This is a genomic window from Nonomuraea sp. NPDC050328 (genome assembly GCF_044459405.1).
In the GTDB taxonomy this organism is placed as follows: Bacteria; Actinomycetota; Actinomycetes; order Streptosporangiales; family Streptosporangiaceae; genus Nonomuraea.
In genome coordinates, this window is record NZ_JBITIW010000001.1 from 536,637 (window position 1) to 548,260 (window position 11,624).

Annotated in this window: 10 protein-coding genes; 3 read left to right on the top strand and 7 right to left on the bottom strand. The window is 71.6% G+C overall.

All coding sequences use genetic code 11. The features are described from left to right. Positions 1 to 5: 5 nt before the first annotated feature. From ACIBG7_RS02435 to ACIBG7_RS02450, 4 genes are read right to left on the bottom strand one after another with little or no spacing between them, the layout of a single operon-like run. Complete coding sequence (locus ACIBG7_RS02435; protein ID WP_357917001.1) at positions 6 to 1,154, bottom strand: thiolase domain-containing protein; 1,149 nt, start codon at positions 1,152 to 1,154, stop codon at positions 6 to 8. Beyond that, a complete protein-coding gene (locus tag ACIBG7_RS02440) occupies positions 1,147 to 2,139 on the bottom strand; it encodes a lipid-transfer protein (protein ID WP_397334924.1) in 993 nt (330 codons plus the stop codon). Before ACIBG7_RS02440 ends, ACIBG7_RS02435 begins: the two co-directional genes overlap by 8 nt. Continuing rightward, positions 2,139 to 3,038 carry an OB-fold domain-containing protein gene (locus tag ACIBG7_RS02445; RefSeq protein ID WP_357916995.1) on the bottom strand — a complete coding sequence of 300 codons (900 nt, stop codon included), beginning with the start codon at positions 3,036 to 3,038 and terminating at the stop codon, positions 2,139 to 2,141. The genes ACIBG7_RS02440 and ACIBG7_RS02445 overlap by 1 nt, the downstream gene beginning before the upstream one ends. Then, positions 3,028 to 4,572 carry an acyl-CoA synthetase gene (locus tag ACIBG7_RS02450; RefSeq protein ID WP_397334925.1) on the bottom strand — a complete coding sequence of 515 codons (1,545 nt, stop codon included), beginning with the start codon at positions 4,570 to 4,572 and terminating at the stop codon, positions 3,028 to 3,030. Before ACIBG7_RS02450 ends, ACIBG7_RS02445 begins: the two co-directional genes overlap by 11 nt. 295 nt (positions 4,573 to 4,867) lie before the next feature. Between ACIBG7_RS02450 and ACIBG7_RS02455 the strand changes: the two genes are divergently transcribed. The 3 genes from ACIBG7_RS02455 to ACIBG7_RS02465 all read left to right on the top strand — a co-directional run bounded on the left by ACIBG7_RS02455 (position 4,868) and on the right by ACIBG7_RS02465 (position 8,485). Beyond that, positions 4,868 to 6,913 (top strand): hypothetical protein, encoded by a 2,046-nt coding sequence (locus tag ACIBG7_RS02455; protein ID WP_397334926.1) that lies wholly within the window; start codon positions 4,868 to 4,870, stop codon positions 6,911 to 6,913. 73 nt (positions 6,914 to 6,986) lie between these two features. After that, complete coding sequence (locus ACIBG7_RS02460; protein WP_357916986.1) at positions 6,987 to 7,619, top strand: class F sortase; 633 nt, start codon at positions 6,987 to 6,989, stop codon at positions 7,617 to 7,619. Between the two features lie 56 nt (positions 7,620 to 7,675). Continuing rightward, positions 7,676 to 8,485: a crotonase/enoyl-CoA hydratase family protein gene (locus tag ACIBG7_RS02465; RefSeq protein ID WP_357916983.1), complete on the top strand. Its 810-nt coding sequence runs from the start codon at positions 7,676 to 7,678 to the stop codon at positions 8,483 to 8,485. Here ACIBG7_RS02465 and ACIBG7_RS02470 read toward each other — a convergent pair. The 3 genes from ACIBG7_RS02470 to ACIBG7_RS02480 form a co-directional block, all read right to left on the bottom strand. Continuing rightward, entirely contained in the window at positions 8,482 to 9,582 is a 1,101-nt protein-coding gene (locus tag ACIBG7_RS02470; RefSeq protein ID WP_357916980.1) for a nitronate monooxygenase family protein, read from the bottom strand. The two genes, ACIBG7_RS02465 and ACIBG7_RS02470, sit on opposite strands and share 4 nt — an antisense overlap. 55 nt (positions 9,583 to 9,637) lie before the next feature. Next, positions 9,638 to 10,546, bottom strand: coding sequence for a DUF3068 domain-containing protein (locus ACIBG7_RS02475; RefSeq protein ID WP_357916977.1), 909 nt, complete (start codon positions 10,544 to 10,546; stop codon positions 9,638 to 9,640). Between the two features lie 139 nt (positions 10,547 to 10,685). Continuing rightward, positions 10,686 to 11,597: a DUF3068 domain-containing protein gene (locus ACIBG7_RS02480; protein ID WP_397334927.1), complete on the bottom strand. Its 912-nt coding sequence runs from the start codon at positions 11,595 to 11,597 to the stop codon at positions 10,686 to 10,688. Positions 11,598 to 11,624: the final 27 nt, after the last annotated feature.

The following is an 11,624-nucleotide window of genomic DNA, read 5'->3' on the forward strand; positions in this document are numbered from 1 at the left end:
TGGGCCTAGGGTTTCCTGCCCCCCACGATCCACATCGCGAAGAACTGCGCGCCCCCGCCGTAGGCGTGGCCGAGCGCCAGCCGTGCCCCGTCCACCTGGTGCTCCCCCGCCTGCCCGCGCACCTGCTGGGCCGCCTCGGCGAACCGGATCAGGCCGGAGGCGCCGATCGGGTTGCTGGACAGCACCCCGCCCGAGGCGTTCCACGGGATGTCGCCGTCGAGCGCGGTCGCGCCCGACTCGGTCAGCTTCCAGCCCTCGCCCTCGGCGGCGAAGCCGAGGTTCTCCAGCCACATCGGCTCGTACCAGGAGAAGGGCACGTACACCTCGGCCACGTCGAGGTCGCGGCGCGGGTCGCTCACGCCCGCCTGGGCGTAGACGTCGGCCGCGCAGTCCTTGCCGCCCTGCGGGTTGACCGTGTCGCGGCCGGCGCGGAAGATCGGCTCCGAGCGCATCGCCGCGCCGTGGACCCAGGCCGGGGTGCCGGTCACCTTGGTCTCGGCGGCCAGCACCATCGCGCAGGCGCCGTCGCTCGACGGACAGGTCTCCAGGTAGCGGATCGGCTCCCAGAGCATCGGCGTCGACTCGACCATCTGCCGGTTGATCCCCGGGATGCGCAGGTGGGCGTAGGGGTTCTTCAGCGCGTTCAGCCGGTCCTTGACCGCGACCAGGGTGCCGATGTGCTCGGGCGCGCCGCTGCGCCGGATGTACTCGCGGATGTGCGGGGCGAAGTAGCCGCCCGCGCCCACCACCAGTGAGGCGTTGAACGGCAGGTGCGTGGACAGCGCCCAGGTGGCGTTGGACTCCGACTGCTTCTCGTAGGCGACCACCAGCACCCGCTCGTGCACGCCGGCCTGGATCAGCGAGGCGCCGACCAGCGCGGTCGAGCCGCCGACGCTGCCGGCGGTGTGCACGCGCATCATCGGCTTGCCCGCCGCGCCGAGCGCGTCGGCCAGGAACGCCTCGGGCATCATCACGCCCTCGAACAGGTCGGGCGCCTTGCCGATGACGACCGCGTCGATGTCCTTGAAGGTCAGCCCGGCGTCCTCCAGCGCGGCCAGCGCGGCCTCGCGCACCAGGCCGGGCATCGAGACGTCCTGGCGTTTGGTGGTGTACCGCGTCTGCCCGACGCCGATCACCGCGCACCGCTCACCCATGGCCGGCCTCCATCACCGCGACGAGGTTGTGCTGCAGGCAGGGGCCGCCGGCGGCGTGGCCGACCACGCGGGTGGCGTCGCCGTCGTGGATGCGCCGCGCGGCCTCGCCGAGCCGGATGAGGCCGGTGGCCATCACCGGGTTGGCCGCCAGCGGCCCGCCGGACGGGTTGACCACGGTCTCGGGCGGCAGGTCGAGCGCGCGGCGCAGGATGAGCTCCTCGTGGGCGAAGCAGGCGTGCAGTTCGGCCACGTCCACGTGGCCCTTGCCGACCCCCGCCGCGCGGGCGGCGTCGGCGGCGGAGGCCGACCGGGCGAGATCCCGCATGCCCAGGTAGTGCGGTTCGATGCGGTGCGCCAGGCCGGTGAGGTAGGCGGGCCGCGCGCACAGCTCCCCGGCCGCCTCCCCGGCGGCCAGCACGACCGCCGCCGCGCCGTCGGTGACCGGTGGGGCGTCGCCCTCCAGCGGCAGGTCGGGCGCGTGCGGGTTGGCCAGCCCGTCGGTACGGCTCCGCCGGACGATCTCGTCGAGCTCGGCCTGCGGCGCACCGAGCGCGGCGGCCTGGAGCCCGGCGAGCGAGAGCTGGTCGAGGCCGAGGGGGGCCAGGTAGTAGGGGTCGAGTTGGAGCGTCGCGATCGAGCGCAGGTCGCCGAGGGTGGACTTGCCGAAGCCGTAGACCAGGGCGGTGTCCACGTCGCCGTGCTGCAGCCGGACCCACGCCTCGTACAGCGCCCAGGCGGCGTCCATCTCGACGTGCGACTCGGAGATCGGCGGCCAGGCGCCGAGCGCGTCGAGCGCGGAGACGAAGGAGAAGGGCGCCCCGGCCAGGTAGTCGCAGGAGCCGGAGCAGGTGAAGCCGAAGCGCCGCAGCCCGGTCCGCTCGCGCACCTCGTCGAGGACCGGCAGCAGCAGCTCCGGCTCGGACAGGCCGGTGTCGGTGAGGGTGTGCCGGGTCTGGGCGAAGGCGACGATCGCTACCTCTCGCATCACAGGGCCACGTCTTCCTCGCCCGTGGGGGCGAACCAGCGGACATTGCTCATCGACAGGGTGCGCTGCTCGGGCGGCAGCCACTCGGCGCGCACTCGCATGCCCTGCCGTACCTCGTGCGCGGGCAGGCCGCCGACCAGGGCGATCATCGGGACGTCGGCGCCGTCGAGCAGGATGTAGGCCGAGACGAACGGCACCTCGGGGGCGCGCGGGTCGGGCAGGTTGTTGATGGCGAAGGTGGTGATCGTGCCGGTGTCCGGCAGGCGGACCTCCTCGCCGACGGCCACACCGCATTCCGGGCAGGAGGTGCGGAAGGGCACGTAGACCTTGGCGCACGAGCCGCAGCGCGCGCCCAGGAAGTAGCCGTCGCGCACGCCTTCCAGGAAGCGGGTGAGCGAGTCGCTCGCGCGGATGCGGTAGCGCGCGGGGATCGCCGAGGTGATCATCGTGACCTCGGGGACGAAGCACGCCAGGTCGGTGATGTCGCCGGTGCGCTGCTCGCGCCAGACCGGCCGCACCCGCAGGCCGGGCTTGAGCGCCTTGGGGCTGCCCGCGTCGAGCGCGTGCACCAGGGCGGTGTCGGCGCCGTCGAGCCTGATCAGCGCCCAGGCGAAGGGCCGGTCGAGCGGATGCTCGGGGCGGGGCTCGGCGACCCAGGACGCGGCGGTGACCGTTCCGGCGGGTCCCACCTCGGTCCAGTCGCCGGTGACCGCCTCGCCGGTGTCGGGGTCGTACTCCAGCGGCGGCACCAGCACCCGGCCCTCGCGGGTGCGCACGCCGTACAGCCGCCGCTCGCGCAGCTCGGTGAGGAAGCGCCCGATCACCGGCCCGGTGCTGCGGGTGTAGCCGCCGGGGAACTCCAGGACGTGCTCGGCGACCAGCGGCTCCTCAGATGGCACGGCCGTGTCCCTCCCAGTAGGGGTCGCGCAGCTTGCGCTTGAGCAGCTTGCCGTTGGGCTCGCGCGGCATCTCGGCGATGAAGTCGATGGTCCGCGGCCACTTCATCCGGGCCAGCCGCCCGTCCAGCGAGGCCAGGATCTCGGCGGCCAGCTCGGGCCCGGGGGCCACGCCCGCCGCGGGCTCGACGACGGCCTTGATCTGCTCGCCCCACTCCTCGTCCGGCACGCCGAAGACGGCGACGTCGGCGACCTTGGGGTGGATCATGATCTCGTTCTCGATCTCGGCCGGGTAGATGTTCGCCCCGCCGGAGATGATCAGGTCCGCCTTGCGGTCGCAGAGGAACAGGAAGCCGTCCTCGTCGAGGTAGCCGATGTCGCCGACGGTGAAGTAGTCGTCCAGCCGCCCGGCCTCGGTCTTGGCCGCGTCGCCCTTGTACTCGAAGGAGACGCCCATCATCTTCATGTAGACAGTGCCGGGGGTGCCGGGTGGAACAGGTTTCAGTTCGTCGTCGACGATGAGCAGCTCGCTGATCGGCCACGCCTTGCCCACCGTGCCGGGGTGCGCCCGCCAGTCCTGCGGCGTCGCCAGCGTGCCGCCGCCCTCGGTGGCCGCGTAGTACTCGTAGACGCAGTCGCCCCACCAGTCGAGCATCGCCTGTTTCACCGGCACTGGACAGGGGGCGGCCGCGTGGATCATCCAGCGCAGCGAGGACAGGTCGTACTTGTCCCGTACGGCAGGCGGCAGCGCGAGCAGCCGCTTGAAGTGCGTCGGGACCAGGTGCGAGTTGGTGACCCGGTGCCGCTCGCACAGCCGTAACGTCTCCTCGGCCTCCCAGCGGTCCATGAAGACCAGCGTGTGCCCCATGTGCAGCGCGGTGCCGCCGAACTGGGTGACCGCGGTGTGGTAGTTGGGGGAGGTCACCAGGTGCACGTTCGGCTTGCCGGGGGTCATGCCGAACAGCGAGAGCAGGAAGGTCATCAGCTCGGCGCCGTCGTCGGGGTCGAGGCCGCTGAGCCGGCGCCGCACGCCCTTCGGCTTGCCGGTGGTGCCCGAGGTGTAGTGCATGGTCGCGCCTGCCGTACGGTCCTCGGGCAAGGTGGCGGGCTGGGCGGCGGTGAGCTCGGCGGCCGGGCGGAAGCCCGGCACCTCGCCGAAGGCGAAGCGCCGGTGCGACTCGATCACCTCGGCCGCGCGGACCGCCTCGGCGGCGAAGCGCTGGTCGGCGAAGAAGGCCTTGGCCTCGCTGTCGGCGACGATGTAGGCGATCTCGGGGCCGGTCAGGTGCCAGTTGACCGGGGTGTAGTACCAGCCGGCCTGCAGCGCGGCCAGGTAGAGCACCAGGCCCTCGGACCCGTTCGGCACCAGCCCGCAGAAGCCGTCGCCGGGCCGCAGGCCCAGCTCACGTAACCCGTGGACGAGCCGGTTGGCCCTGGCCAGCAGGTCGCCCGCGCGGTGCTCGACGCCGTCGGGATCCACTGCGGCGACCCACTCGGGGTCGGCCTGTGCGAGTCTCCAGAATCCGAGCGTGCCCATCGCAGCTCCCTCATCGGTCCGTCGACAGCGAGAACACGTTCTCGTTCGCCGTCGCAGCGTAACCCCGGGGCGCTTCCCCTAGCAAGCGCTTGATAGACCCGGACGCGTGGTTAGATATCACCCACGAGATCACTTTGTGCCCTAAAGGTAATGAAACGGCAAAGAAACTTGACCTTATGTCCGTTTTGGCCGTTAAAGGTGTGATTTGTGAGAGAGGATGGCCCCCGCGAGACGGCGTGTTCCCGAGATCGGGGGTCTCAACGAACCCCGCGCCGTTCTCGTCGATTGGGAGAACATGCGCTTCAACAAGTCCCTCGCGGTAGCCGGAGCCCTGGGCCTGGCCGTCCTCACCGCGGGTCCCGCCCTGGCCGAGCCGGTCCCGGCCGACCCTCAGACCTCGGTCACCCCCGAGACGCCCAAGCCGGAGACGGCCGAGAAGAAGGCGCCCGAGACCAAGGCCCCTGAGACGTCCAAGCCCGAGACCGGCAAGCCCGGCAACGGCCAGACCCCGGAGAACAAGCCCTCCGAGCAGGCGGCCGAGGAGCGCCACGCCGCAGTCAAGATCGGCCTGAGCACCTACGAGGCGAAGGCCGGCGACCAGGTCACCGTCCGCGCCCACGCCAGCCGCTTCGCCAGCACGGTCACCTTCAGCTCCGACCTGTTCGGCACGAAGACCGTCGCCACCGACCGCGGCTTCGCGGAGTACACCTTCACCGTCCCGGCCCAGGCCGACAGCGGCACCTTCAAGGTCACCGCGGCCACCCGCTACACCTCGGCCTCGGCCGACCTGAAGGTCACCCACGTCGCCAAGGAGCTCAAGCTCGGCCTGAGCACCTACGAGGCGAAGGCCGGCGACCAGGTCACCGTCCGCGCCCACGTGGACTCCCGCGCCGGCGACGTCATCTTCAGCTCCGACCTGTTCGGCGCCAAGCCGGTGCAGGCCAAGGGCGACAGCGACGGCTACGCGGTCGCCGAGTACACCTTCACCGTCCCGGCCCAGGCCGACAGCGGCACCTTCGCGGTGCGCGCCGACGCCGGCCGCTACGGCAAGGACTCGCGTGACCTCAAGGTCTCCGAGAAGGCCTCGATCGAGCCGCGCATCGGCATGAAGGACAAGGTCGTCCGCGGCGAGCAGGTCGTCGTGGACGTCGCCGGCGACCTGCGCGAGGGCACCGCCATCCTGAGCGGCGACGCCTTCGAGCGCGTCTACCACGTCCCGCTGAAGGACCAGGGCAACGGCGTCGGCCGCGGCCAGGTCACCGTGACCATCGCCAAGGACGCCAAGCTCGGCTACTCCGAGGTCCGCGCCGACTTCGGCCGCTGGGGCAAGGCCGTCGGCAGCATCACCGTCGGCGAGAGCGCCACCCCGATCGTGGGCGTCGGCGTCACGCTCGACCCGAGCACCGTCGTGCAGGGCAAGTCCACCACCGCCTCCGTCACCACCAAGGCCGTCGCCGACGGCACCGTGGTGAAGGTCAAGTGGGCCGGCGGCGAGATCCCCGCCACCGTCAAGGACGGCAAGGCCGTCGCGGTCCTCAACGTGCCCGCCGACGCCGCCGTGGGCGCGAGCAAGGTCGTCGCGGTCCTGCCCTCGGGCCAGGTCAGCGCGCCCGCCACGCTCACCGTCGTCGCCGCGCCGGTCCCCGCCGCCAGCGTCGCGCTGCGCCTGGAGCCGCCCTTCGTCCACCCCGGCCAGAGCTACTACGCCGGCGTGACCACGAAGAACGTCAAGCCGGGCACCTGGGTCACCGTCAAGGACCCGGGCGGCAAGAAGCACTACGCCAAGCTCGACGCCTACGGCACCGCCCGCGTCAAGCTGACCGCGCCGAAGAGCGTCAAGCCGGGCCGCTACACCGTGCTCGCCACGGTGGCCGGCAAGTCCGGCACCGCGACCCTGACCGTGGTCAAGCCGGCCCCCAAGGCCCAGGTCGACCTGGTCCTGAGCACCAACAAGGTCAACGCCGGCGGCAAGTTCTCCGCCCTCGTGCTCACCAAGCACGTCGGCAAGGGCACCGCCACCATCGTGGACCCGAACGGCAAGCACTTCACCGTCAAGCTCAACGGCCACGGCGTCGGCGGCAAGAAGTTCTACGTGCCCACCAGCGTCAAGCCGGGCACGTACTGGTTCAAGGTCTACGTCAACGGCGCCTCCGACGCCGAGAAGCTGACCGTCAAGCCGAAGGTCGTCGCCCAGTCGCTCGCCCTCACGCCGCAGGGTGGCGCCGCCACCGGTGGCGGCCTGTCCGGCAGCCCGCTGGCCGGCGTGGCGCTCGGCGGTCTGCTGATCGCCGGCGGCGTCGGCTCGGCCCTGTTCGGCCGCCGCAAGGCCGAGCAGGCCTGATCACCGCAGTTCACTCGGAAGGGGTACGGCTCGCGCGAGCCGTACCCCTTTCGGGGCATCCACGGGGAGCGAGATGAGGAGCACACTGACCCAGGTCGCCGCGGCGATGCTGGTCTTCTGCGGGCTGCTGATGGTGGCCGGGGCGCTGCGCGGCACGCCCGTCCAGCCGGCCCACGCGGCCGAGCTGCCGGTGGCGGCGGCCAGTCCCGCGGCCGAGCCGGCGGTCTTCACCGAGGAGGCCGCGGTGCTGCCCGAGTCGGAGCCGGCCACGATCTCCATCCCGAAGATCGGCGTCAAGACGGCGACGATCGACCCGGTGGGGCTCAACGCCGACCAGACGATCGAGGTGCCGCCGCTGAGCGAGCCGGACCTGGTCGGCTGGTACAAGCACCGGCCCACCCCCGGCGAGCGGGGCGCGGCCGTGCTGGTCGGGCACGTGGACGCCTACGGCAAGCCCGCGGTCTTCCACCGGGCGCACACCCTGGAGCCGGGCGACTCGATCGAGGTCGCGCGTGCCGACGGCTCGACCGCGACGTTCGCGGTGGACAGCCTGGAGCGGGTGGACAAGGACGCCTTCCCCACCCAGAAGGTGTACGGCCCGGCCGACGCGGCCGAGCTGCGGCTGATCACCTGCGGCGGCGAGTTCGACCCGGCCACCGGGCACTACGAGGACAACGTCATCATCTATGCGCACCTGGTGAGCTGACCACGCTCAGCCCGGGCGGCTGGTGAACTAGCGCTCGCTTGTTTACGCTGTGCCGCATGGAGCTCCTGCCGATCAGCACCCCGCACTGCCGAGTCGAGCGCGACGGCCACGTCGTGCTCGTCACCATGAACCGCCCCGAGGCCCGCAACGCCCTGTCCTCCGACATGCTGGTCGGCCTGGCCTCGGCCTGGGCCTACGTCTCGGCCGAGCCGGAGGTCCGGGTCGCCGTGCTGACCGGGGCCGAGGGCACCTTCTGCGCCGGGGCCGACCTCAAGGCCATGGGCCGGCCCTCCGCCGACCCGGAGGTCCAGGCCCGGGCCGCGGCCCTGCCCGACTTCCACTGGAAGGGCCTGCTGCGCCAGGACGTCCCGACCAAGCCGATCGTCTGCGCGGTCGAGGGCTACGCCGTCGCCGGAGGCACCGAACTGCTCATCGGCACCGACCTGCGGGTCGTCGCCGAGTCGGCCACGCTCGGCCTGTTCGAGGCCAAGCGCGCGCTGTTCCCGATGGGCGGCGCGGCCATCCGGCTGCCGCGGCAGATCCCCTACTGCCACGCCATGGACCTCCTGCTCACCGGCCGCTCGATCACCGCCGCCGAGGCGCTGGCGATGGGCCTGGTCAACCGGGTCGTGCCCGACGGCCAGGCCCTGACGGCCGCGCTCGACCTGGCAGGGGACGTGGCCGCCTCCGGCCCGCTGGCCGTCCAGGCCATCCTGCGCACCTACCGCGACACCCTGGGCCTGGCCGAGGCCGAGGCGTTCAAGGTGTCCGACGAGCTCGGCTGGCCGGTGATCGGTTCGGAGGACGCCCGCGAGGGCTCGCGGGCGTTCGCCGAGAAGCGCCCGGCGCGCTTCGAGGGCCGCTAGCCGCCGAGCCGGGTCAGCCGCTCCATGGTCTCGACGTACTCCGACACCATCTCGAAGATCACGTCCTTGGCCGACCTGACCTGGTTCATCTGCCCGATCACCTGCCCGGCCGGGAAGGTCGCGAGCTCGGCCGCGTCGGAGCGGCCGATCCGCCGCAACGCGTCGGCGACCAGCATGAACTGCAGCGGCATCGGCAGCGTGCCCGGCGAGCCGGCCGACTCCCACGCGTCGGTCCACTCGTTCTTCAGCAGCCGGGCCGGCTTGCCGGTCCACGACCGCGAGCGCACGGTGTCGCGCGAGGTCGCCTCCAGGATGCGCCGCCGGGCCATCTCCGGGGTGTCGGCCTCCTCGACGGTCAGCCAGATCGAGCCGGTCCACACGCCCTCGGCGCCCAGGGCCATGCCCGCGGCCATCTGGCGGCCGTTGCCGATGCCGCCCGCGGCCAGCACCGGCACGTCCACCGCGTCCACGACCTGCGGGATGAGCACCATGGTGGTGATCTCCCCGGTGTGGCCGCCGGCCTCGGTGCCCTGCGCGACGACGATGTCCACGCCCACCTCGACCTGCTTGATCGCGTGCCGCGGGGTGGAGGCCAGGGCGGCGACCGGCACGCCGTGCTCGTGCGCCTGCCGTACCACGTCTTCGGGTGGGGGGCCGAGCGCGTTGGCCAGCAGCGCGATCGGGTGCCGCAGGGCCACCTCGACCTGGGGGCGGGCGGTGGCGTCCGTCCAGCCGAGCAGGACCTTGCCCGGTTCGCCGCCGGACAGCTCCGGCACGCCGTGCTCGGCCAGCAGGCCGTCCACGAAGCGCCGGTGCCCCTCCGGGATCATGCCCTGGAGCCGGCCGACCAGCTCCCCGGCCTCGAACCCGGCCCCCTCGTAGGAGGCCGGCATGACCACGTCGACGCCGTACGGCCGGCCGTCCACATGGTCGTCGATCCAGGCGAGCTCGGTCTCGAGCTCCTCCGGGGTGAAGTAGAGCGCCCCCAGGACGCCCATGCCCCCGGCCCGGCTCACCGCCGCGACGACGTCGCGGCAGTGACTGAACGCGAAGATCGGAAACTCGATACCCAGTTGGTCGGTCACACGGGTCCGCATGCGACCGACGATACAAACTGGAACGCGTTCTAGCTAGGCCCAGACCAAGCGCCCGCTAGGCCCGGCGGCGCCGGCCGATCAGGATCCCGCCCGCCAGGAGCACGATGCCCGCGCCCAGCAACGACAGCGGGATCACGGTGGTCAGCAGGTTGATCTGGCTCTTGCCGCTGGCAGCGTTGTCCACCAGGCCCTTGACCGTCTCGTCGGTCATCTTGGCGTCGGCCACGAAGGCCTTGGCCCGCTCGACCCCGTCGACGCCCTTGAGCACCTCGTGGCGCTGCTGCTCCTGGCGCACCGGCGACCCGGTCACCGGCTCGATCCAGTACGTGTTCTTGCCCTCGTACCACCGCTCGAGCTGGATGTCCCCGGTGATGCCCTCGACGTTGAACACCGAGGCCGGCGCCACCATCGTCTCGGTCTTGGTCGCCGGGACGGTCATCTCGAAGACGTACACCGGCAGCCCGTTGACCACGTCCTCACGGACGAACTTGGCGTCCAGCGCCTTCTTCACCGAGCTGTTGAAGACCTTGTAGGTGGTCTTCTCCACGTTGAAGGGCCACTTGTAGATCTGCCCCTCCAGTTGCACCGGCTCCTTGCCGACGTTGACGCCGCAGCAGTTGATCCCGGCGCCGGTCGTCTTGTCGAAGGCGCTGCGCCGCTCGCTCAGGTCGATCAGGCGGCGGTTGTTGGTGCGGTCGTTGACGACCATCGCCTCGTCCCAGACCACCCGCTCGCCGGTGGCCTCCTTCACGTCGCCGCGGGTCGTCACGATGATGTCGAGGTCGGCGGTGAGGACCTTGAGGTCCTGGCGGGAGAAGTACTGCGCGCCCTTGGCCTCGAGCTGGGAGACGCCGTACTGGTTGGCCTTGACGCCGGAGGCGATGAGCTGATCCGCGGCCCAGAACTTGATCAGGGCCGCGAGTGCGATGAGAAAGGCCCCGATCCCGATGAGTACGACTGTCACGACCCGGCGCATGGATCCTCCTGCTGGGGGTTCTGAGGGCCCGAGATGCAATGGAACTGAGTTTCTACTGACCGGTAATGTTATCCACGAGAGTGATCCGCGTCACGATGGGGATGCCAAATAGTGACCGAAACAGGTTCTACCTGACCGGTCGCCTCCGGCGCAGCGCCAGCACGACCCCGAGCCCGATCGCCAGCACGCCCGCGCCGGTCAGCGACCAGCGCAGCTCCGGCCGGTCCAGCAGCCGCAGCACGCCCACCTTGTCCCGCACCTCGGCCACCCGCCCGGCGACCTCCTCGGGCGCGGAGACCAGGTCGGCCTCCAGGCTGAGCTGCCGCAACGCGCCGTCGTCGGTGACGATCGTATGCCGTCGGCGTTCGGCCAGCCGTACCGGAGTGCCGGTCACCGGCTCCACCCAGAAGGTCCGCTCCAGCTCCACCCTCGTGTGCGCCGGGCGCCGGCGGCCCTTGGTGTCGGCCACGCCGCCCGGCACCGCCTCGGTGCGGGTCTCGGGCACCTGCTGGACGAAGCGGTAGACCAGCAGCCCGTCGATCTCCTCGCTCCCCCCGTACTCCATGGGCAGCGCGGAGCGGGTGACGGTGTCGAAGAACGGGTAGGCGCGCGGCTGGGTGAAGGCGGGCCACTTGAAGGCCAGTCCGGCCTGCCGTACCACCGACAGGTCGCCGACATGGGCCTCGCAGCAGTTGACCGACTCGCCGCTGAACCGGTCGAAGGCCGAGCGCCGCTCGGTGTAGCCGAGGGTCAGGTCGCCCTTGCGCAGCAGCGTGGCGTTGTTCCAGACGACCGTGTCGCCCGAGGCAGCGTCGGCGTCGCCCTCCAGCGCCGAGATCGCCTCCACCTCGACCCCGCGATGCAGCCGGCCGTAGGCGGAGTCGAGCACGGTGGCGTCGTCCGCCCGGATCAGGAAGGTCGTCCGCAGGTCGGCCGGCGCCGCCGTCAGCGCCCGCACCACGTAGCCGGGCAGCAGGAGCGCGAGGCCCGCGAGGAAGGCGCCAGCAGCGATCAGGGCCATGCCCGCCGGTGATCTCATCCGCGCCCCACCCGTTATTTCTCGACA

What these genes read in the sequence shown, in the direction of transcription:
- ACIBG7_RS02450 (WP_397334925.1), bottom strand. Translation starts at nt 4,572, where the DNA reads ATGGGCACGCTCGGATTCTGGAGACTCGCACAGGCCGACCCCGAGTGG.
- ACIBG7_RS02470 (WP_357916980.1), bottom strand. Translation starts at nt 9,582, where the DNA reads ATGCGGACCCGTGTGACCGACCAACTGGGTATCGAGTTTCCGATCTTC.
- ACIBG7_RS02480 (WP_397334927.1), bottom strand. Translation starts at nt 11,597, where the DNA reads ATGAGATCACCGGCGGGCATGGCCCTGATCGCTGCTGGCGCCTTCCTC.
- ACIBG7_RS02440 (WP_397334924.1), bottom strand. Translation starts at nt 2,139, where the DNA reads ATGCGAGAGGTAGCGATCGTCGCCTTCGCCCAGACCCGGCACACCCTC.
- ACIBG7_RS02465 (WP_357916983.1), top strand. Translation starts at nt 7,676, where the DNA reads ATGGAGCTCCTGCCGATCAGCACCCCGCACTGCCGAGTCGAGCGCGAC.
- ACIBG7_RS02455 (WP_397334926.1), top strand. Translation starts at nt 4,868, where the DNA reads ATGCGCTTCAACAAGTCCCTCGCGGTAGCCGGAGCCCTGGGCCTGGCC.
- ACIBG7_RS02435 (WP_357917001.1), bottom strand. Translation starts at nt 1,154, where the DNA reads ATGGGTGAGCGGTGCGCGGTGATCGGCGTCGGGCAGACGCGGTACACC.
- ACIBG7_RS02460 (WP_357916986.1), top strand. Translation starts at nt 6,987, where the DNA reads ATGAGGAGCACACTGACCCAGGTCGCCGCGGCGATGCTGGTCTTCTGC.